We start from the raw sequence: 23,496 nt of genomic DNA, 5'->3' as shown, positions 1-23,496 counted from the left end.
GCGTAGTTTTATTCGTAGTTTTAGAAGAATCGGGGTGATTTAATTTGTTTGGACTTCTTTTGGAATTGGTATCGTAGTATGAATTCATGCGAACCATCATTGTATTTATTTAAGTTGGTTGTGGTGTAATCATACGAATAGCCAATATAAAATTCGTCGGTTATTTGAAAACCTGCCAACGCACTTACGGAATCATCCACTTGATAAGAAGCCCCAAGAGTCAGTTTTTCGTGAACTAAAAAATTGGCCGAAACATTATAATACAATGGCGCACCACTCACCGCTTTGGCTAAAAAAGCGGGCTTGAATTTGAGTGATTGCGACAAATCAAAAACATAACCTCCAATAAGATAATAATGCAAACGATCAATAGTTACTGATTCCTGAATGTCATCGTAAAAATTTGAACGAATAAGATTGGGAACCGATGTTCCGACGTACCATTTTTGCGAGTAATAATAGAAACCCGCTCCGATTGAAGGTTTGATTTCGTTACTAATGTTGTTGTTTAAAAGAGCGTCAACATCGTCATAATAGCGCCCTTTTGACCAATCGATATCGAGTTTTCTAGCACCCGCTTTTAGTCCGAATGCCAATTTTTTATCCGCACCAGCTGGAATTGTATAAGAGAAATTCCCTTCAAAAATCAGTTCGTTCGATGGACCCAATTTATCATTTACGACACTCAATCCAAGTCCGATTCTTTCATTGTACAATGGCGAATGAATGGTGAATGATTGTGTAGTTGGCGCACCATCGATGCCAACCCATTGCGATCGATGCAGTAATAGAGCTTCCAATGAACCTGTCGAACCTGTGTAACCAGGATTAACAGTCATAGTGTTGTACATGTATTGTGTATATTCTGGATTTTGCTGCGCTGTAATTGAAGAGACAACAAAAAGACTTAGTACCATTTTGATTCTTATGCTTAGTTTCATAGTAATGCACTTTAGAATTAATAATCGATTTTAAGATTCATACCCAGACAACTATCGGGTAATTGAAAGCCATCCATTTTTTTGGATATTATCTACATCGAGAACATAATAATAGGTTCCTGTTGGTAGTTTGTCATCTCTGTTGAGTGTTCCCGAAACATTTGAAGTTCCGTCCCAATCATTTACATATTTTGCTTTAGAATACACAAGTACTCCGTAACGATTAAATACTTCTAATTTGTTGTTGGGATAACTCTCTATACAGTCAATATTGAAAAAATCATTAGCTCCATCATTATTGGGGCTGAATTCGTTATAAACCAGCAAACAGAACGGTATGGTTGTTACTTCAGAGATATTATTACTTGGATCTAAATCTATTGGATCTGAAGTAATAATGGATGCTACATTGGTATAGTTGCCATTGGGTAGCACTTTTGCAACAATTATTAAAGTTGCAGTTTGATTTGCTCCTATTAGCGGAATTGTCCAAACTCCAGTTACACTGCTATAAGTCCCAACTGATGGATTGGCGCTAACAAACGAATAACCAGTTGGTAAAACATCTTCAACAATAACATTAGAAATAGGATAATTGCCTACGTTACTCACGGTAATGGTAAAACTAACATTGTCATCAATGAAAGGAGTTGGATTATCAACTGTTTTTAGGATGGTCAAATCAGAGCACGAATTAACCGTTAGATTTAACGTGGCACTATTGATTACGGAGCAACCATTGGTATACGATACAGCTACCGTTGCTGAACCCAAATTGGACCATTGAATTGTAATTGTATTGTCCGTTTGTTGTCCGCCAGATAGTATTGTTCCATTCGTAACAACCCAAACATAATTGGTCATTCCTGGATTGGTAGTATAAGTTACTTGCTCAAGAGCACAAGACTGACTTGAGCCGCCAGTAATTGTTGCTCCAGGATCGATGATAAAGTTCACAGTAATGGCCAATCGAATTGAGCTTTCACAACCAGAACCATCAATAATTGAGGCATAATAAGTTGTTCCATTTACCAAGAGTGTAGATCCGCTTAATGGTGTACCGCCTGTTGGCAAAGCATACCAAATTACGTTGGGTTCATTCACTTGAATATTTGATACTGTTGGATTGGCCGCTTGGCAGAAACTTTGAGTTGTTGATGTCGTTGTTGGAGTTGTGCCCAAACCAATAGTAACCGTAACGGCTAATCGTAGCGTACTCTCACATCCTAAACCATCAACTAAAGAAGCATAATACACTCCATTATTGACTAATAAAGCGGTCGACGGTAAAGCCGTTCCACCCGTTGGTAAATCATACCAAATTACGTTGGATTCATTCACTTGAATATTGGATACCGTTGGATTGGACGCTTGACAAAAACTTTGAGTAGTTGATGCAGTAGTTGGTGTAGTTCCTGTGCTAATAGTAACCGTTACTGCTAATCGTACTAAACTTTCACATCCAAAACCATCAATCATAGAGGCATAATACACATTTCCATTTACCAACAAATCAGTTGATGCGTATGCGAATCCACCAGTTGGAGCGTTATACCAAGTCACATTAGGTTCATTTACTTGAATAGCACTAACAGTTGGAGCATCCGATTGGCAGAAGTTTTGAATCAGTGCATTAGTGGTTGGTGTAGTTCCTGTACTAATATTTACAGTTACTTCCAAACGAACTGAACTTTCACATCCTGAACCGTCAACTATTGAACCGTAGTAAATCGCTCCATCAATGAGCGCATCGGTTGAAGCATAAGCGATTCCACCAGTTGGAGCATTGTACCAAATAACGTTGGGTTCATTCACTTGAATGTTAGTAACAGTTGGATTAGTTATTTGACAGAAAGTTTGAATCGTTGACGTGGTGGTTGGCGTAGTTCCGCTATTTATATTTACAGTTACTTCCAAACGAACCGCACTTTCACAACCTGAACCGTCCACTATTGAACCATAATAAATAGTTCCATCTATGAGCGCGTCGTTTGAAGCATAAGCGGTTCCGCCAGTTGGTGCATTGTACCAAATTACATTGGGTTCATTTACTTGAATGTTAGCAACTGTCGGATTCAACACTTGGCAAAAACTCTGAGTCGTTGATGTTGTGGTTGGTGTGGTTCCGCTGTTTATATTTACAGTTACTTCCAAACGAACTGAACTTTCACAACCTGAACCATCAACTATAGAACCATAATAAATCGTTCCATTAATGAGCGCTTCGGTTGAAGCATATGCAGTTCCACCAGTTGGTGCATTATACCACGTTACATTGGGTTCATTTACTTGAATGTTGGCAACTGTCGGATTCGACACTTGACAAAAAGTCTGAGTCGTTGATGTTGTGGTTGGTGTAGTTCCGCTGTTTATATTTACAGTTACTTCCAAACGAACTGAACTTTCACAACCTGAACCGTCCACTATTGAACCATAATAAATCGTTCCATTAATGAGCGCTTCGGTTGAAGAATAAGCGGTTCCACCAGTTGGTGCATTGTACCAAATTACATTGGGTTCATTCACTTGAATGTTAGCAACTGTTGGATTAGTTATTTGACAGAAAGTTTGAGTCGTTGAAGTGGTGGTTGGCGTAGTTCCATTGCTTAAATTTATTGTTACTTCGAGACGAATTGAACTTTCACAACCTGAACCGTCCATTATTGAACCATAATAAATCGTTCCATTAATGAGCGCGTCGGTTGAAGAATAAGCCGTTCCGCCAGTGGGTGCATTGTACCAAGTTACGTTGGGTTCATTTACTTGAATGTTAGTAACAGTTGGATTAGTTATTTGACAAAAAGTCTGAGTCGTTGATGTTGTAGTTGGTGTAGTTCCGTTGTTTATATTTACTGTTACTTCCAAACGAACCGCACTTTCACATCCTGAACCATCAACTATAGAACCATAATAAATCGTTCCATTAACTAACAAATCGGTTGAAGCATAAGCCGTTCCGCCAGTTGGGGCATTGTACCACGTTACGTTGGGTTCATTCACTTGAATGTTAGCAACTGTTGGATTGGCTACTTGACAAAAAGTCTGAATCGTTGATGTTGTGGTTGGTGTAGTTCCGCTATTTACGGTGATGACAACTGGTTTAAAATTCCCCGATTGATTCAAACAAGTGGTGTCAGAAGTCAATCCAACGTAATACGTATACGGACTTGAAGTTGATGTTAATCCAGTAACAGTAAGTACTCCATTGGCATCAATAGTAAAAGTAGCGCTTCCTACTGTAACCCCATTGGTTATTGGTTGTGAATTATCGTTGGTAAAAAACCAAAAAAACTGTGGGTTTTGTAAGGTTGAAGTCGGTGTAATTAGAGCATTTGTTCCTAAACAAAATGCAGTATCATCTGCAGTAATATCAGTTGGTTGAGAAAACGGCAAAATGGTGAAGGTTACCTGAGCTCTATCTGCTTCTGCTGTTGGACAATATTCATCTGAACTAATTCCGACAAAATAAGTGTAAGTGCCAGGTGCTAAACTCGAAATTTGCAGTGTAGACGTAGTTTCATTTGGAATCAAAACTTGATTAGAACCATCAAAACTGTACCAATAATAAATTGGGTTTGTGACTGTCAAAGTTGAATTCAATTGGGCAGACAATGTCACTTCTCCTGTTGCAGAACAAATTGTAGTATTTGAATCACCATTAATTTGTATTTGAGTGATGGCGTTATTGGGAGCTGTATTTCCTATGACCACAGTCACTTTTCCTCTATCAAATGTTTCACAACCAAAACGTACGGGTTGAATGTAATAATCGTATGTACCTGGAGTTAATGTATTGGGAACGGTATAGGAATAACCTGTAGAAACAATGTTCCCTCCGGTTGGAGCATCGTACCAAATAAAAGTGACACAATCTTGAGGAGCAATTTCAAGTTGAATCATTTCTCCTGCACAAATTTCAACAGTATTGGTTGGATCGGCACCGATTACTTGTGTATTGGCTCTTCTATTAATGTCATGAATACGCAATTGATCTAAAACTCCTGCTACACCACCAAAACGAATTTTAATCCGATCGTACAGCATCGGTTGAGGTTCGATGGTCAACATGGCTTCTGCTCCACCGTTTAACAACATCAAAGAAAGTAAAGTTGATGTATTGTCTAAAACAGTTCCAACGGGCGTATTTCCCATATACATTTGAACGGTAAACCCAGACAATAAACTTAAATCTAAAATTGTGCTTGGTCGAGATAACATTATATCTATTTCATCACCTTGAAGCGTTGGAGATACAAACGAAACGGTTAAATCAGCTGCTGCCAGAATTCCGGCTCCACTGTACAAAGTGGCATAGGATAAAGTACTTGCATCAACTGCATTAAAAGGATTATCTACTCCGACTGTTGATGTTGCAACACCAACACCTAAATCAATTGCACCACTAAAAACATCTTCAACATCATTTGGACCACATGGAATTTGAGTTACTGTTCTATCATAATAAGCTTCATAAACTTTAACATTTTGAGACACGCTCGCAATCGAACCAACTATTACACGAATGCCATCATACTCTTTTGGTCCACTTGAATCTGAAGGAACAAAAGAAAACTCAAAGGAATTTTCACCTGGCAATAAATCGACCAATGAACCAGAAACAGGTTGAATGAACCCTATATCAATTGGTACGCCTGATCCGTTTCTTTTTGTTCCTATAACGGAATAAGCGCCCGCTACAACTAATCCACTGTATTGTGAACCTAATTTTACAGTTACTGGTGTTCCAGCCGCAATTGTGGTATTCCATTGTAATGTTTGCCAAGTCGTTCCGATTCCCAATAAACCTATGCCTGTGCTAATCGTAGAATACGTTTGTGGATTTTGATCAATCGCATCACTCGAATTAACAACTCCACCAGTCAAAATGGAACCCCAAGATTGAGTTTCGGCGTAAACACGTTCGGTTAGTGGTGGACAATTTGTGCCATCAATCACAGCTACTACTATACTTCCACTTTTGGTACAAGAACCAATACTTGTAACTACAGTAAACGTGAAAAATCCGGGTGTAGTGAAAGTACCAAAAGTATTGGACGGTAATGCATTCCCATTTGAGTCATACCAAACAAGTGTACCATCAGAAACAGCATTTAAAGTTACCGAACTACCTAAATTCACGACAATACTTGTTGCAGGAATAGTTAAACTAGGTTCTGGATTAACGGTTACTATTACTTGCTGAACAAGAGATGAACATCCACCAAGCAAACTTGTAGATTGAATAGAATACGTTCCACTTGAAGTAATATTGGCTGCCATTTCAGCAGTTATAGGAGCATTTGAACTATCAAAGAATAAATACTGAATGTCGGTTGAAGCATCAAAATTAAGTATCGCATCGACCAAATTAACAGAACCACAACCTTGAATTGTTGGACTTACATTCAGTGTTAATCCGTTAGAGTAAGAAACAACAACTTCTTTAAGTGTGTTGGGAGCATTTTCACAAAGTCCGTCTACAGTTAAAGAGATGAAATAACTGAAGGGTGAATTTATTGCTGCAAGTCCGGAAATCGTCAATTGACCATTTGCATTGTTCAACGAATAAGTAACACCAGAATCTCCTGAGTAGCCTGTTGTAATTTCTTGAGTTTTTTGTTGGTCTTTATAATATCGAAAGACGGCACCACCAATTGAAGAAGATGGCGATAAAACCACAAATCCATTACAAGCATCTATATTTGATGCAATTGAAATATCACTTGCGGTTGGCAAATCAACAACAGCAACATCAACACGTACCCTATTTGACTCTTCAGAACAAGTGTTACGCATCGCTGCTACATAAAAGGTGGTATCTGAAGTTAGAATTCCGGTTACAAAGGGCGCTCCCGAATTTGTTGTGGCAATTGGAGTTCCGCCTGATGGCTGGTTGTACCAATTTAAAACCGTTCCCGAAACCGATTCTGCAATTAAAGTAGCCGTTGAACCCGAACATATAACTGGATTTAAAGTAAAAGCATCTGTTATTGTGGGTTGTGGTGGAACTCGTTTAATATCGTACAAGTCCAAACTTTGAGTCAGTTGCACATTTAAAAGTGAGTTATATCTAATCGTTATTCTGTTGACAGGTGAACTAGGTGAAAACGGAATGACAGCAATTTGATTTCCTTGAAGTAAGGTCAGTAAATCCAAATTCAAGAGCGAATTCAAATTGACTGTTTGAACCACTGTTGGCCCGTTTGAACCAATGATTTGTATATTGTTGGCAACTCCCAAAGCCAGTAAAGACGGGTCAATTTTCATTCGAATTAAAAACTGATCTGAAGGTTGTGATAATCCATCAAAATAAACGGTTTGTTCGATTGAAGCAGCAAGAGCAAGGATTCCGAGGCTTAATCTTGAAAAATTAGTAGGAGTATTATCTATAACGTAGTGCGGATTTGCGACACCTGCTCCACCCAATCCTAATAGATCTAGATTCAAGCCCGAACCATCAAACGAAGTGTAGCTTGCTGCACCGCATGGATCGGGTGTACCAATATAAAATGCACCATAAACGCCCAGTCGCTTTGTATTGTTTAGTCCAACTAATGAACCTACTCGGTTGGTCAATCGAATTCGGTTGTAATCTTGAGACGGCGTGAGTGCTATAAAATATTCATTTTGTGAATTAACAACAATTCTAAGGCGATTAGTAGCAAACTCATTGGGAATTTGACTGTTCCCTTGTAAAACTACTGTTGCATTGTTTTTGGCTTGTACCGTAAACTCTTGATTGCCTATTAAAACTGTTCCCAAAGTACTGGAAAGTAAACCTCCAAGGCTTCCTCCTAACAGTGCGGGTAGTAAATTATCATCGGTATCTATTTTTACAAAAGAGGTTGTATTGGCAGGTAAAGTTGAAGGAAACTGCAATTCAATGAATCCAGAATAGGCGCCAATACCAATGGCTATTCCAGAACTGGCTCTGACTTCAGCTTTGGTCGATGAATTACCATCGACGGCGTTCGAAGAAAAATCTACATTGCTCTGACTTGAGATGACTGTAGCGTCAATTGGAATGGATTGAGCAGTGATTTTGGGGTGCAGAAATAAAGTTAAAAAAACTAAAACCATCGACTTTACTTCTGATCTTTTGAAGATAGTAGTGAACTCCATAAGCATTATTTTTAAATTAATAATAGGTCAAAGCATCATCGTTCTCACAAAGAGAAAATGTACATTTTTAGAATAATGAAGATGCTTTTTTTGTAGGTTAAAAGCTGATTAATTAAACATCACATAAATAATATTTCCAAAAAAAATGTCACATAACTAAATACTTACATTTTAATTAGTTTTAAATTTTATTCATTTGAAGCCCCAATCAACAAATAAATGTATACATAAACTACGTCACAAATCATCTGTATGATTTACGAACGTCACCTATTATTACACGCTCTATGGCATGCAAAACTAGATAGAACTAATCGAAGCAAAGTTTGTGCTTCAAATTTGGTTTTAAGGTTTATCAAAGTTAAACAATTCATAAAGCAAAGTCAATAAAAAAATAAAAAAAATAAATTATTTCTTAAAATTATGAAGAAATTACTTAAATAAAACAAAAGAATTGAATTATTAACAATTCAATTTTGCGAAATAATTAACGGATGAAAACTATTGAAAAACAATTAGATAGAACTGAATATCTGAACAAAAAAACGCATACAATAGCTAAAAAAACAGAAATTGAGAAACAAAAACCGTTACAGGCATTTTTCCTTAATATTTTTCCTACTAATACTTAGAGCCAAATTAAATCAAGGGTTGCTATTTCACTAAAAGAATCCGTAAAACAACCTTAAAATTCGTAAGAAAATAATGCTTTTTAAACACAACTCAACTCATTAACGAGTGATGATTTGATGAATTTGCATGTACAATTGACCATCGCTCAAAATAGCACCTTGAGTAATTAGATCAAAAATTGCCGAATTTCGCTCGCTTTCGTAGTCTTTTTTACCAACATGAATTTCTACGGTTTCAGTAAACATATTATCGCTCAACCACTGCAACCCTTCTTTGGTTAGAAAATCCACCGAAGCATCGAGAGATTTCAAAACAATGGATTGAATGAATTCTTCTTGGCAATGAAAAAGAAAAACATGATTTTTAGAAAAATGCTCTAAAAATTTGGCATTGGTTAAAACTCCTTCCCAAATTAGATCAGAAAACACATCGAGTTCTTGTTCGGCCACATCGGGTTTTGACGCTTTAATTTCGTCCCACTCTTTTTTATCTATGGATTGTGAAGCTAAGAAGTTGGCAAATTCTTGGTGTAAGGCTTCAAATTGTTCTTTGGTTAGTCTTTTGTATTTCATTACTTAAGTTGCTGAGTTGCTGAGTTACTGAGTTGCAAAGTTTCTAGGTTACTGAGTTTTATTTGTGCTACTGATTAGCCCCGATTGCAGTGGAAATCCTTTTTTAGGAAAAACCTATTTTTTACTGTAGTAAAAGAGCGACCATAGAAGCTCCTTTTACTGCTTGGAAAAAAGGGTTTTTACAAAAAAGATTGGAACGGAAAGCGGGAAATAGCTTCAAAAAAAAATCCCGACGCTAATCGGGACTTTATATCTAAATAATCAAATTGATTATTGCTCAGCGATAATTTCGTAAGGTAATTCTACCACTACATCTCTGTGTAAACGTACTGAAGCAGTATATTTACCAGTACGTTTTACTGTACCGCTAGTGATGAATTTTCTATCGATTGGTTGACCTGCATTTTCTAATGCATGAGCAATATCGATATTAGTTACCGAACCAAATAATTTTTCACCACCTGCTTTTGAAGTGATTTTGATGTCTAAAGCTTTTAAAGCTTCAGCCAATTTCTTAGCATCATCAACAACTTTCGCCTCTTTGTGCGCTTTTTGTTTTAAATTTTCTGCTAATACTTTTTTTGCAGAAGGAGTTGCTAAAGTAGCAAAACCTTGTGGTATTAAGAAATTACGACCGTATCCAGGTTTAACTGAAACTACATCGTCTTTGAATCCTAAATTTTGAACGTCTTGTTTTAATATAATTTCCATAATCTTGCCTCTTTATTATTTTAGTAAATCAGCCACATATGGCATTAATGCTAAGTGACGTGCTCTTTTAACTGCAACTGACACTTTTCTTTGGTACTTTAAAGATGTTCCTGTTAAACGACGAGGAAGAATTTTTCCTTGCTCGTTAACGAACTTTAATAAGAAATCTGCATCTTTATAATCAATGTATTTGATTCCAGATTTTTTGAAACGACAATACTTTTTTGTTTTGTTGGTTTCGATGTTCAAAGGCGTTAAATATCTGATATCTCCGTCTTTTTTTCCTGAAGCTGATTGTTGTAGTGTTGCCATAATTACGCTTTTGATGCTTTAAGTTTTTCTCTTCTTCTTTCTGCCCAAGAAATTGCGTGTTTGTCTAAACTTACAGTCAAGAAACGCATAACTCTTTCGTCACGTCTGAATTCAGTTTCAAAAGCAATTAATACTTCTGGAGCTACTTGGAATTCAAATAAATGGTAAAAACCACTTTTTTTGTTTTGGATTTCGTAAGCTAATTTTTTCAAGCCCCAATCCTCTTTTGATACCATCTTAGCACCGCGCGAAGTAAGAAAATCTTCAAATTTGCTTACTGTTTCCTTTACCTGAACATCAGATAAAACGGGATTTAAGATGAAAACAGTTTCATAATGATTCATAATATAAGTATTTAATTATATAAAATTGGGTGCAAAAGTAACCATAAATAATTAATACACAACTACGAAAGTATAAAAATCGCCAAAATGCAAAAAAATACTGCTTAAAAGCAAAAAAAATCGATAAAAATTAGTTTTATAAAAAAAATGTAGTATATTTACACCTCCAAATCTTAAAATAAAAACAGTATGAAATTAAATTGTGTAGTTGTTGATGACAGTACGTTACAACGTATGGTCATTACAAAGTTAGTAAATAATCATCCAAATTTACACTTGGTTGGTGATTTTTCTAACGCAATTGAAGCTAAAAATTGCATGACTGTACATACGGTGGATTTAATCTTCCTGGATGTAGAGATGCCAATTATTAGTGGTTTTGATTTTATTGATGGCTTACAAGTTAAACCTCAAGTCATATTCATTACTTCTAAAGCCGATTATGCGTTGAAAGCATTTGATTATGATGCCACCGATTATTTACAAAAACCGATTGTACTTGAGCGCTTTAACGCTTCAGTGAAAAGAGCATTAGACCTACATATGCTTCGTCAAGACAATCATGACATGGAAGGCGATCACATCTTTATTAAGAGTAACTTGAAAAAATTAAAAGTATACACTAATAAAATCAAATGGATCGAAGCCTATGGTGATTACGTGAAAGTAGTTACCGAAGAAGACACTAACTTGGTGCTTTCTACTATGAAATCTTTTGAAAAAGACCTTTCCAAAGACAAATTCATTAGAGTTCACAAGTCGTACATTATTAATATCGACAAAGTAGAACGTTTCAATAGTAAATTCGCTGAAATTGGGGTTACTAAAATTCCACTCAGCCGAAACAAAAAAGAAGATTTAGTCAAAGCTTTAGCAATCGCTTAATAAAAATCGACGTTTACAGTAACTTTAATGGTTCTGTATTGCGGAATAACATCAAAACTATTCAGTATTTTCTGGATAGTTTTTTTTGTTGTACCCAATGGCTTTGATTGCGGAATTTTTATCATGATGGTACGAATGTACTCGTTACGAATTCTGCTGATTGCAGGTTCTTCCGGACCTAAAACAGGAATATCTAAATTTTGAGAAGCTACTTGATACAACCACATTGCTCCTTCTTTCAGTTTTTCGAAGTCACGATGTTTTAAAGTTAATCGGATTAATTTATAAAACGGCGGATAATTGTAAATTTTACGTTCATACAATTGCTCTTTGTACATTTCATCGTATCGATTCAACGTTACTTGCTGAATAATCGAATGCAACGGATTGTAGGTTTGTATGATTACTTTTCCTTTTTTATCCGAACGACCTGCTCTTCCCGCTACTTGAGTCATCATTTGAAAACTACGTTCAAACGCTCTAAAATCAGGGTAATACAACATCGTATCCGCATTCATAATGCCGACTAACGAGACATTATCAAAATCCAAACCTTTCGCCAACATTTGCGTTCCGACCAAAATATCAATTTCTCTATTTTTAAACGAATCGATGATGCGCTCAAAACTGTACTTGCCTCGAGTCGTATCTTGATCCATTCGTTTGATGTTTTTTGTCGGAAACAACTCGGCTAGCTCCAATTCTATTTGTTCGGTTCCGAAACCTTTGGTAGTCAAATCAACACTCGAACACACATGGCAGTTGGTTGGTTTTGCAATCGAATGACCGCAATAATGACAACGTAATTGGTTTTTGAACTTATGATAAGTCAAACTCACATCGCAATTCGGACATTGAGGTACATTTCCACACGTCATGCATTCCAACACAGGCGAAAATCCACGGCGGTTTTGAAATAAAATAATTTGTTCACCCAATGAAAGCGCTTCAGTAATAGCGTCAATCATCGTCAAACTGAAATGACCTTTCATTCTTTTACGGAAATAAGAATCTTTTAAATCGACCAACTCAATCTCGGGCAATGGCGCTTTTCCGAAGCGTTCATTAATTTCTATTAAACCGTATTTTCCTGTTTGAGCATTATAATAGGTTTCAATGCTAGGTGTAGCTGAACCCAACAAAACCTTAGCTTGATGACTGTTTGCCAAAACTATCGCTGCGTCACGAGCATGGTAACGCGGCGCTGGATCTTGCTGCTTAAAAGTAGGTTCGTGTTCTTCATCCACAATCACAAAACCCAAATTGGAGAATGGCAAAAACAAAGCCGAACGCGCTCCGATTACAATTTGTGCTTTCTCTGAATCCGACAACACTTGATTCCAAACTTCTACTCGCTCGTTATTGGAATATTTCGAATGAAAAACGGCCACTTTATTCCCGAAATAGGCTGTCAAACGTGAAACCAATTGGGTTGTAAGTGCAATTTCAGGAAGCAAATACAAAATCTGTTTGTTGAGTTTTAAGAATTCTTCAATAAGTTTGATATAGATTTCGGTTTTCCCGGAAGAAGTTACTCCGTGTAGCAAACTCACCTCTTTGGTTTCAAACGACGTTTTGATTTCGTCAAATGCTAGTTGTTGCGCTGCACTTAGAATTAAATTTTGTTCTTTTTTGTTTCCGTCAAAATTTACTCGGTCTTCTTGAATATAGTATTCTTCAAAAACAGATTTATCTACTAAGCTTTTGATGGAGTTGGATGTAGATGACGAAACTGAAAGCAATTGTTTTACTGAAATAGGCTTTTTGTCTTGAGCGGTAAGTTGGAAATACTGTAATACTAAATCTTTTTGCTTCGCTCCTTTTAAGTCGTCTAAAAGTTCAATTAGTTTTTCTTCTGAAGCATAATTTTCGTGTAAACGAATGTACTTCACTAGTTTTGGTTTGTATTCTTCAACCACTTCTTCTTCTAAGTGAAGGATGTTTTTACTAATGAGTTGCTGAATAACTGGAAAGACTTTCTTCTTATTGAGAATTCCCATCACGTCATTCACTTTGAGTGAACTTTGGTGTTGCAAGGCTTCATAAATGAGGAATTCATCATCCGAGAGTTGTGATTCGTCTACAAATGCACCGCTTTTTTGACTCAACAACGTTTCGCTTTCCAGTATCAAAGCGCTGGGCAAAGCTCCACGATACACATCGCCAATGTTACACATATAATACGACGCAATCCAGTTCCAATGAGCAATTTGGAATTCGTTTACAACGGGTTGTTCATCCAAAATTTGGTGAATCTCCTTGGCTTCGTAAAGTGTGGGCGGAATTTGATGCAAATCGACTACCAAAGCCGTATACATCTTACTTTTTCCAAACGGAACCATAACGCGCATTCCTTTTTTTATGAATTGGAATTCCGATTCTGAAACACTGTACGTAAAGGTTTTTGGCAGAGAAAGTGGCAAGATGGCTTCGATGAAAAACATGGCTGTGGGTTTGGGTTGTGGGTTGTCAGTTGTAGTTTATCAGTTGTAGGTTATGGGTTTTATTTTGAGTTTTTTACACGGTACCAATACTGCGTTCGACCAAGTAACGGAACTCCGATGTAACCTCGTATTTTAATTTTATCGTTACTTTCAAATTTGATGTAGCATTTGTAGTGTTTACCGTTTTTAGGATCCAGTACGGTTCCGCCGTTGAATTCGCCTTCGTGTTTTTTCAAACCTCTTATGATGACTAGGCCAAGAAACGGTTTGTCTTTGTCGTCACCAGAACACAAAACACATTTTTTATTTTTATGTTCGGCTTCAAAAATCTCAACAATTTTTGCGTAATAGACTCCGCTTTTCTCATAAATTTCAACAACACCCTTTTCTTTACCTGTTTCGTCGTCAACGGTTTTCCATCTTCCTACGAGTGATTGTGAACAACACCATTGCGTTGTCAAAAGCAAAGCAAAGATTAGGCACAAAATGTTTTTCTGAACAAATCTCATTGGAATCATTTAGTTTATAACTGACACAAATATACTTTTTTTTGGTTTGGAGTTGACACGAATTTCACAAATTTTCATGAACAGCCAATAGATTAAATCAGTAAAACTAACAAAAAAAACAAATTGCCAATTTCGGACTAATTGATACATTTTTTTATTTTTTGCCACGAATTCACGAATTAAAAATAAATTCTATCATCAAATTTGTTCATCTACGATGAACATTCGAATTAAATCAATAATCAAATTGCAAAAAATTCGAGAATTAGTGGCAGAATAAAACTAAAAATTTTTATTCAAAAATGAACATTAGCTTAGTTACTAACAAACTACAAAAAGTGCTAACCTAACCCTGATTGAAGTGGAAATCCTTTCATCTCGTTTTCAAAACGGGATGAAAGATTGGAACGAAAAGCAGGACAAGTAGTGAACGAAATTCTAAACTTCTGTTTCTAATTCTTTTGCTTTTTCTCTTTTGAGTTTTTGAATTAAAGCATTGAGTTCGAAGCCAAGTAATAAAATCATACAATTGATCCAGATGTAAAACATGACGATGAGCAGTGTTCCGATAGAACCGTAGAGTTCGTTGTACTTCGAGAATTTGACTACCCAGATTCCGAAAAAGTACGAAGAAATAATGATTAAAATAGTGGTAAAAACTGAACCAATGGAAATGAAAGCCCGTTTTCCGTCGCGTTTGATTCCGTATTTAAACAAAAAAGAAGTAGTAATTAATATCATCAAAATCAGAAAGATATACCGACTCATTTGAATCAAAGGAATATCTTCTGAAAGCACATCTTGAATTTTACTCATCTGAATCAACACTTCCGAAATTACGATGGCTGCAACGGTAATGATTAATATTAAAGACAATAAAATGGACATTCCCAATGCCACAAAATACTGCCGAAAATACTTGCGTTTGAGTGTGATGTGAGCCGAAGTTTCGAAGCCACCCATAATGGCATTTACACCGTTGGTCATTAAAAAAATCGCCATGAAAAATCCGGTTGATATTAAGCCTGAGTTACTGTTGTGCAAAATATCATCAATGATTTTGGCAATGGCATCGTAAGTGGTTGGTGGAACACCTTCTTGTACAAAACTCAGAAAATCTTCTTGAAAACCTTGAATGGGAATGTACGGAATGAGATTCAGAATGAACAGCGCGAACGGAAACAACGCCATAAAGAAACTGAAGGCAATGGCTGCTGCGCGGTACGAAAGCGCACCTTCGATGATTCCGGTTATATACAAATCGAGCAACTCATACAACGACAAACCGTGCAACCAAGGCAACTTAATGCTGTCGCACAATTGAATTAGGTGGCGTATTACGGGAAGGTTTTTTATTTTTTGCTCGATGGTCATTGTTTAGACTGCTTAGATTTTTAGACTGTAAGATTTTAGGATTAATAAAATACTATTTACTTTCGACTTCAAATCGCTTTTAAACTCAAATCCATATTATAGACTGAATGGGTTAATGCGCCAGATGAAATATAATTGACACCACATTCGGCGTAGTGTCTAATCGTATTTTCGTTGATGTTGCCCGATGACTCAGTTAGACATTTATTTCCGATGCGTTCGACTGCTTTTTTGGTGTCTTCAAAATTAAAATTGTCGATGAGTATTCGGTAAATACCATCCGATTGCAAAATTTCGTCGATTTCATCTAAATTTCTAGCTTCAACGATTATTTTTAAATCTTTATTGTTGTCCTTTAAATACTGTTTGGTTTTGTTAATGGCTTTGGTGATTCCACCTGCAAAATCATTGTGATTGTCTTTGAGCATGATCATGTCATACAACGCAAATCGGTGATTTTCGCCTCCGCCAATTTTTACTGCCCATTTTTCACAAGCACGAAAACCTGGCGTTGTTTTGCGCGTATCGAGTACTTTGGCATTGGTTCCAACAAGCAAATCAACGTATTTTTTGGTTTTTGTCGCTATCGCACTCATACGTTGCATTGAGTTCAGCACCAATCGTTCGGCTTTCAATATGGATTGTGAACTTCCTGAAACGTGAAACACTACATCGCCGTACTTCACTTCACTCCCATCTTCGATAAAGGTCTCTACTTTCAGATTGGAATCGACCTGTTGAAATACCATTTTAGCGAATTCCACTCCAGCGATGATTCCGTTGTCTTTGACTAACAACTTGGCTTTCCCTTGTGCCGAAGCTGGAATACATGCTAAAGACGAATGATCGCCATCGCCTATATCTTCGCGCAATGCATTGGTGATGATTAAATGGAGTTCGTTTTGAAATTGTTCTTCAGAAATCATAATAGTAATTTGTTTTGCTAAAGTAATGAAAATGATTTTCTTTTTAAATGATAACCATCAATTTTAAAAATTGTTAATAATTACCTTAAATCTTACTCAATTTCTCTTTCACATGTTCTTCTTTTTCACTACTTTAGCTCCATCAACTATACGCCTATGTCCATTATTATACGCAAAATCTGGCACCGAGATGCCTTTCGAATTGGGATCTATTTCGATTATTCTATCGAAACCAAAGACATTTTAAAGTCGATTGGTGCTTTTTACAGTAAAACACATTCGTGTTGGTACGTCAACTATGACACTGCTTCTTACTCTTTACTTAAACAACATTTTGATTCAATACAAATTGACACTTCCACTGATTCGTCAGTAACTGAAACGCAATTGGTGACCGGCAATGGCCGTGACCTTTCACCCATAACTTCAAGTGCACTACAGTTAGGCTCTACTTCCGTGAGCAATCCTGTACATAAAGCAGTTCAACTGTTTCAACCTAAATTGCGGCTACGATTACTCGAAAACATTGGAAAATATTGGGTTTTTAAGATGCATTACCACAGCGAAATTTCCAAACAATTACTGGGTGTAAAAGGTGTTTATTGGAATTCTGCTTACAAGTCGTATATGGCATTACGCAATCCGAAAGTGAAATCAGAAGTCGAAGAAATTTTAGGTGTGAGTCCGTTTTTTGGTGATGATTTCAATTTCAAAGAAACCCAACACAAAGGTCAAAAAATTGTCATCAAACCGCATTTTGAAGATGTGGCTTGGATGGAGATTTACGTTCCGAAATTAGTAGTGGTTCACGAACAATTGAAGCGGTTTTCAATGTCCAAATACAATAAAAATAAGAACTGCTATTTATTACCTGCAGCTCCATTGATGTACGAAAGCATTCAATTACAAATGGAAGCCTATTCGATTTTAATTGAGAATGAACTTCCGAAGGATTATTTGCAAAAGAAGAACATGCCCAATCGAAAGCAGATTGATTTGAGTAAAACAAAACAGTCCATTTTTGATCAAGTTCCCGATGAAGGTCGACCTTATGTTGAAGATCTAGTGGATACTTTATTAGCATTGAATTACAGCAGTTCTACTTTGCGAACGTATTGCGGTTCGTTCATACAATTTTTGCGTCATATTGAATTCAGAAATCCAGAAGATGTCAAGCAAAAAGAAATTATTCGATTTTTAGGTTCATTGATGGAACGCGGACTTTCGGCTACTTCGGGTCACAGTATGGTGAATGGTTTGCAATTTTATTTTCACCAAGTTTTGGGCAAACACGAGATGGAATTTCGTTTACCGCGTCCGAAAAAAGAAAAGAAATTGCCAACGGTTTTAACTATGGAAGAATGTTTGAGAATCTTTCAAGTGGTTGACAATCCGAAGCACAAATTACTACTATTAATAGGATATGGCGCAGGATTACGTGTAAGTGAAATTGTAAATTTGAAGTGGAAAGACATTTTATTTAGCGAATATAAAATTCACATTTCCAATGCCAAAGGGAAGAAAGATCGAATGGTGATGTTGCCGTTTTCGATAGTCCAATCTTTAGAAATCTACCGTCAATTGTACAATGGCAAACATTATGTATTTGAAGGGCAATTTGCGGGCGAACCTTACAGCACAACGAGTGTTCAACAAGTGATGCGCGATGCCTTGAAGAAATCGGGTTTGGAAAAGAAAGCATCCGTACACACGCTACGTCACAGTTTTGCCACACATTTACTAGAAAGCGGCACCGACATTCGTTACATCCAACAATTCTTAGGCCATTCAAGCATCAAAACCACCACGATTTACACTCACCTAACCAAAAGCGCCGTAGACAAAATCCAAAGCCCATTGGATCGCCTAGTAGACGAAAACCATAAAAAAACCATCAATGAAAAAAATTAGCAAAATGTTGCATATATTTGGTGATATTTACTAGTTGTAGGTAATTTTAACCGTGAAAAATGAAAAAAACAGAAATCAAATATCAACAATCTGATATTGAAAAAGTCTTTCAAAAACTAATTTCGAATTGGAATGAACTTACTGATTTCTATAATTCAGAGGTTAAAATTGAGTATGATAACCAAAATGATCGTCTGAATTATATGGATATTGGAGAGATTTCTAGGTTTATAGTTGAAAAGAAAAAAGCAGAACAAACCGAGACTTTTCAAATTTTCTTTGAAAATGTAGAAGAAATAATGATTTATGGTGAGCATTATGTTAAGGAACTAATCGTAATTGGACTCTTTGAGGGAATCCAAAATATCGGTGGAACTGAAATTGACTATTATAATTCTTTTGACAAATGGCTAAAACCTAATTCACTTAAAGCTTGGAGAGAATTAATTGATTTTTGGGAAAACGAGGATTGGAAAAAAACTTTGGAAAGTGAAAAAATATTGAATAAGAAAAAATAAAAACTACCTACAACAGCGGTTTACACCAATTGCTGGGCTTGGGCTTACCATTTTTGCTTCGGTGGACATTTGGCTTGTTTTCACTAATTTAGTTCAAAAGAAATTCTGTATATTTGTTTGGTCAGTGTTCGCAGCAGCAACTGGTGTAAGCCGCGACACGTTATAAGCCATTATAAAACTACACTATGAAATTTGAAAACGATAAAAAATATTTGCGCTTTAGAACTATACTAATAGTCGTTACTGTTTTTCTTTTTTTCTATATTTCAAATAAAATATTAAAACAAAAATTTTCCATCAACATAGATAACCTAACTCTATACTTGATAATTTTTGTCTTTACTATTTCCTCATTATTTTTTCTAGTTCATTCTATTTATTTAATAAATAGATTACTAATCTTTAAAAATATATTTGGATTTACATTAAAAAAAATCGAATTAGATTCTCTAAAAGGGAGAAAAATAATCTACAAAAATCTACCATACAAGGCTATTTCAATAATCAAAATTCTAGGATTATTTGGAGATAAATATGAAAGTTCAATTGAAATTAAAATATCATTGAAAGATGAAAAGAAATATAATTTTAATGGACAGATATTATCTAATTTAGGTTTGAAATCATTAAATGAGAAAATAAAATAATAATAACGGCTTATAACAACAGTTTGCACCAATTGCTGGGCTTTCGCTTGCTATTTTCGTCTTCGTGGAAAATAATCTGGTGACTACTACTCTATCTTTCTAAGAAATTTTGTAGGTTTGTTTTGGTCAGTGATTGCAGCAGCAACTGGTGCAAGCTGCAAACGTTAGCAAACATTTTAAAAACCATTATGAAAAAGAAAATACTTTTTTTAATATTAATTGGATTATCGAAAATTTCGAATGCACAAAAATCGGAGTTTAAAGACGTAAATTTAAAGCTAGCTCTAATTCAACAGGGAGTTGATAAAAATGGTAACGGAACATTTGAAAATGAAGAACTAGATTCTATCACAAAACTTAAACTCGATGAAAAAAACATCTACGATTTATCTGGAATTGACAGTTTTAAAAATCTTAAAGAGCTAAATTTACGCAAAAACAACATTTTGAATTTTGATATAATTAATAAGCTAACAAATTTGGAAAAGTTAGTAATTGGAGATAATAGAAACGTAGGTAAGCTTGACTTGAGTAAACTTGAAAAATTGACTGGACTTTTTGCTTTCAGGAATGACTTAGTTGAAATTAAAATTGGTTCAAAAAAAATAAAAAGTTTATATCTACAAGGCAACTTATTTAATTCTTTAAATACAGAATACTTTGCAGATTTAGAAACACTAAATCTCGATGGTTGCCAAAACTTAGTATCATTAGATTTATCCAAAAATATCAATCTAGTTCAATTGTATGTTATGGACACAAAAATTGAGAAATTGAATATATCAAACAATTCTAAGCTAAAAACATTTTACATTGAATCAAATGTAGTTCTTGAAAAAAATAAAGATCAAGACAACTTAAAAGCAATGCCAATTATTAGAAGTGAATAAAAAAACGTTTGCTAACAGCGGTTTACACCAATTGCTGGGCTTGGGCTTACCATTTTTGCTTCGGTGGACATTTGGCTTGATTTCACTAATTTAGTTCGAAAGAAATTCTGTATATTTGTTTGGTCAGTGTTCGCAACAGCAACTGGTGTAAGCCGCGACACGTTAGCAGTCATGCTAGTTTACGAAAATAGATGAAAATTTATATTGAATTTAAAATAGATATTATCAGAGTAAAAATAAATGGTTATGAAAAGCATTTTCATTTACCAAATGATTTCTACACAAAAGATGAAAAAGGAAAATCAATTAAAATGTTTGATGATTTGTTAATAAATGAAAGTATAAAACAGTTTATCAAAGTTGAAGTTAATAAACTAAATTTTTTAAATAGATCTAAAAATAAGTTTTTAGGAAATGAAGTATTTTCCTTAATCGATAATAGTATTGAGAATATTGTTACTGTTGAACAAATGTATGCTTATTCAACTATATCATTTTTTGGTCGAATTGTATACATAATCATTAAACCTAAAGACTTTAATTGTAAAGAATTAAATGACATTGAACTGATTAAGAACTTTAGTGCTAATTAAAAGCACGAACTGCTAACCACAGTTTGCACCAATTGCTGGGCTTGCGCTTGCTATTTTATTCTTCGTGGAAAATAATCTGGTGACAACAACTTTATCTTTCTTAGAAATTTTGTAGTTTTGTTTTGGTCAGTCATTGCAGCAGCAACTTGTGCAAGCTGTATACGTTAGCGGTAATTTTATCAAAGACGAGACGAGTTAATATAAGTAATCATTCCTTAAAAGAATATAAGACTATGTGTGAAATAACAAAAAAATACAAGTTATGTACATGCGAAAATTTAGATAATGTAGAAAATTTATCTGAATGGACTTTAACCCGTTTTAAGGGCATAAAAGAATCTAATATAAGAGGTAAAATTGCCAAATACACTGAAAACTTTGAAAATGGTATTTCAAGTGAAGAATTAATTTTACAAATGAACGCTGAAAATTGTTTTGACTTTAATTATACAGCAAATGAAAACGATTGTTTACGTGTTTCAACAAATGAAAATGATAATTATAAATACTTTAAAATTATATATAAAAATGGACAGTGGCAATCAGGTGGAAATCCAGCATTTGTAAGTATTTTAGAAAACATAGCTGAAGGAAAACTAGAAATTATACAAAAAAACTACCGCTAACACGTGTTTTGCGCTATTGCTGGGCTTGCGCTTGCTATTTTGTTCTTCGTGGAAAATAATCTAGTGACTACAACTCTATCTTTCAAAGAAAATTTGTAGGTTTGTTTGGTTCGTGATTGCAGCAGCAACAGACGCAAAGCACGGGAACGTTATGTGCTATTTAAAAAAACTAAAGAAAACATGAAATACATTTTTACATTATTATTTTTATCAAGCTTAACATTATTTTCTCAAGAAGTCAAAAAATATAATATAAAAATATTGAAAGACGAAAAAGAAAATTACAGTTTAGAAAAAACCTCTGATTCAATATTTGTTAGAATTACCAATTCAATAATTAAAGGTTTTGCATTAAAAGAAGAAATTCCAGATGGGAATTATGACATCTATGTCAACAACAAATTAAAATCAGTTTATACAATAAAAAATAAAAAATTTGATGGATCAAATTTAATTTATGATGATAAAGGAAATATTTTCCGTATTCGATTTTTCAAAAATGGTGAAAGAGATGGTTTACATAAATTATTTTATGAAACGGGTGAATTACTTGAAGAGGTAAATTATGTTAATGGAAAAACTGTTGGTGTTTCAAAAACATATTATATAAATGGGAATATTAAAAGTAAGGCATATTATGAAGATGGTAAATTAAAAAAAATAGAAAAATTCGACGATAACGGTAATCTTTCTAGCACAAAAGTTTATAATCAATAAACAGCACATAATACCAGTTTTCGCCTATTGCTGGGCTTGCGCTTGCTATTTTGTTCTTCGTGGAAAATAATCTAGTGACTACAATTCTATCTTTCAAAGAAAATTCGTAGGTTTGTTTTGGTCAGTGTTCGCAGCAGCAACAGAGCGAAAGCTGGGGAACGTTAGCAACAATTATAAAAAACGTAATTTTAAATGAATCGATTATCGCATTTATTACTTTTCTTTCTTCTGTCCAATTTATCATATGGACAAAAGAGTTTTGAAGGTTTAATAAAGTTCTCGACTAATATTAAACTCTTAAAAAATGCACCATCGGTATACAATGATTTACCTGAAGTTTATGGAGATAGTTTAATTATGTATTATTCAGCAAACGGAGATTTCAAAAGAATTCATTTGAATAGTGCTGACTTTGGCAATGGAACACAAGATTTTAACGCAAAAAATGGAATCATAATCTTTACCAAGAACAATGGTGAGAAAGACACACTAAACGTCGTAAAAAATCTTCTTGAATTAAAAAGAAAAACCAAAATTAATAATGAGAAAATAATGGATAGGGATTGTGAATGTTGGGAATACATGACTTTAGATCAAGATGGTGATTATGCAATTTTAAATTACTGTTTTAATTTAAATACACCAAAAATCGACCCTTCACTCTACTTAATGTATCAAGATTTTTTTCTCTATGACTTTTATGAACTCTCAAAAAGGCCTTATCTTAAATTTTCGCTCGAAACAAAATATTTCATATTGACTTACACAGCGGATAGATTAATTGAAGGAAAATTATCCAATTAAAATAACTGTTGCTAACA

At 34.9% G+C, this 23,496-nt stretch carries 19 protein-coding genes; 9 read left to right on the top strand and 10 right to left on the bottom strand.

All coding sequences use genetic code 11. The annotated features are described in order from the left end of the window. Positions 1-20 precede the first annotated feature (20 nt). The 6 genes from VK161_RS11440 to rpsF form a co-directional block, all read right to left on the bottom strand. Positions 21-941, bottom strand: coding sequence for a type IX secretion system membrane protein PorP/SprF (locus tag VK161_RS11440; protein WP_324214916.1), 921 nt, complete (start codon positions 939-941; stop codon positions 21-23). A 51-nt stretch (positions 942-992) separates the two neighbouring features. Beyond that, positions 993-8,063, bottom strand: coding sequence for a gliding motility-associated C-terminal domain-containing protein (locus tag VK161_RS11435; protein ID WP_324214915.1), 7,071 nt, complete (start codon positions 8,061-8,063; stop codon positions 993-995). 731 nt (positions 8,064-8,794) lie between these two features. Beyond that, entirely contained in the window at positions 8,795-9,268 is a 474-nt protein-coding gene (locus VK161_RS11430) for a DUF6495 family protein (RefSeq protein WP_324214914.1), read from the bottom strand. A 270-nt stretch (positions 9,269-9,538) separates the two neighbouring features. After that, positions 9,539-9,979, bottom strand: coding sequence for a 50S ribosomal protein L9 (rplI, locus tag VK161_RS11425; RefSeq protein ID WP_324214913.1), 441 nt, complete (start codon positions 9,977-9,979; stop codon positions 9,539-9,541). 15 nt (positions 9,980-9,994) lie between these two features. Then, positions 9,995-10,291, bottom strand: coding sequence for a 30S ribosomal protein S18 (gene rpsR, locus VK161_RS11420; protein WP_007138295.1), 297 nt, complete (start codon positions 10,289-10,291; stop codon positions 9,995-9,997). 2 nt (positions 10,292-10,293) lie between these two features. Next, on the bottom strand, positions 10,294-10,635 hold the full coding sequence (gene rpsF / locus VK161_RS11415; RefSeq protein ID WP_298306969.1) for a 30S ribosomal protein S6: 342 nt from the start codon (positions 10,633-10,635) through the stop codon (positions 10,294-10,296). Positions 10,636-10,824: 189 nt separating this feature from the next. Here rpsF and VK161_RS11410 point away from each other — a divergent pair, with 189 nt between their 5' ends. Further along, positions 10,825-11,520, top strand: coding sequence for a LytTR family DNA-binding domain-containing protein (locus tag VK161_RS11410; protein ID WP_324214912.1), 696 nt, complete (start codon positions 10,825-10,827; stop codon positions 11,518-11,520). Here VK161_RS11410 and priA read toward each other — a convergent pair. The 4 genes from priA to nadC form a co-directional block, all read right to left on the bottom strand. Then, positions 11,517-13,964, bottom strand: a complete 2,448-nt coding sequence (gene priA, locus VK161_RS11405; RefSeq protein ID WP_324214911.1) for a replication restart helicase PriA — start codon at positions 13,962-13,964, stop codon at positions 11,517-11,519. The genes VK161_RS11410 and priA overlap by 4 nt on opposite strands. Positions 13,965-14,023: 59 nt before the next feature. Next, positions 14,024-14,473 (bottom strand): DUF2147 domain-containing protein, encoded by a 450-nt coding sequence (locus VK161_RS11400; RefSeq protein ID WP_324214910.1) that lies wholly within the window; start codon positions 14,471-14,473, stop codon positions 14,024-14,026. Between the two features lie 438 nt (positions 14,474-14,911). Then, the gene (locus VK161_RS11395) at positions 14,912-15,847 is read right to left on the bottom strand and encodes a YihY/virulence factor BrkB family protein (RefSeq protein WP_324214909.1); all 936 of its coding nucleotides are present in this window, start codon (positions 15,845-15,847) and stop codon (positions 14,912-14,914) included. A 68-nt stretch (positions 15,848-15,915) separates the two neighbouring features. Next, positions 15,916-16,773, bottom strand: coding sequence for a carboxylating nicotinate-nucleotide diphosphorylase (nadC, locus tag VK161_RS11390; RefSeq protein WP_324214908.1), 858 nt, complete (start codon positions 16,771-16,773; stop codon positions 15,916-15,918). A gap of 156 nt (positions 16,774-16,929) precedes the next feature. Here nadC and VK161_RS11385 point away from each other — a divergent pair, with 156 nt between their 5' ends. The 8 genes from VK161_RS11385 to VK161_RS11350 all read left to right on the top strand — a co-directional run bounded on the left by VK161_RS11385 (position 16,930) and on the right by VK161_RS11350 (position 23,479). Beyond that, complete coding sequence (locus VK161_RS11385) at positions 16,930-18,684, top strand: tyrosine-type recombinase/integrase (protein ID WP_324214907.1); 1,755 nt, start codon at positions 16,930-16,932, stop codon at positions 18,682-18,684. A gap of 59 nt (positions 18,685-18,743) precedes the next feature. After that, the gene (locus tag VK161_RS11380) at positions 18,744-19,202 is read left to right on the top strand and encodes a DUF7674 family protein (RefSeq protein WP_324214906.1); all 459 of its coding nucleotides are present in this window, start codon (positions 18,744-18,746) and stop codon (positions 19,200-19,202) included. Between the two features lie 185 nt (positions 19,203-19,387). Beyond that, complete coding sequence (locus tag VK161_RS11375; RefSeq protein ID WP_324214905.1) at positions 19,388-19,849, top strand: hypothetical protein; 462 nt, start codon at positions 19,388-19,390, stop codon at positions 19,847-19,849. A gap of 188 nt (positions 19,850-20,037) precedes the next feature. Continuing rightward, positions 20,038-20,739, top strand: coding sequence for a hypothetical protein (locus VK161_RS11370; RefSeq protein ID WP_324214904.1), 702 nt, complete (start codon positions 20,038-20,040; stop codon positions 20,737-20,739). Between the two features lie 191 nt (positions 20,740-20,930). Beyond that, on the top strand, positions 20,931-21,332 hold the full coding sequence (locus VK161_RS11365) for a hypothetical protein (protein ID WP_324214903.1): 402 nt from the start codon (positions 20,931-20,933) through the stop codon (positions 21,330-21,332). Between the two features lie 233 nt (positions 21,333-21,565). Next, the gene (locus VK161_RS11360) at positions 21,566-21,958 is read left to right on the top strand and encodes a hypothetical protein (protein ID WP_324214902.1); all 393 of its coding nucleotides are present in this window, start codon (positions 21,566-21,568) and stop codon (positions 21,956-21,958) included. Between the two features lie 180 nt (positions 21,959-22,138). Continuing rightward, positions 22,139-22,675, top strand: coding sequence for a hypothetical protein (locus VK161_RS11355; protein ID WP_324214901.1), 537 nt, complete (start codon positions 22,139-22,141; stop codon positions 22,673-22,675). A 192-nt stretch (positions 22,676-22,867) separates the two neighbouring features. After that, a complete protein-coding gene (locus tag VK161_RS11350; RefSeq protein ID WP_324214900.1) occupies positions 22,868-23,479 on the top strand; it encodes a hypothetical protein in 612 nt (203 codons plus the stop codon). Positions 23,480-23,496 lie beyond the last annotated feature (17 nt).

Origin of the sequence: Flavobacterium sp., from assembly GCF_035299245.1 — a bacterium.
In the GTDB taxonomy this organism is placed as follows: domain Bacteria; phylum Bacteroidota; class Bacteroidia; order Flavobacteriales; family Flavobacteriaceae; genus Flavobacterium.
This window is presented reverse-complemented; position numbering and strand designations above follow the sequence as displayed.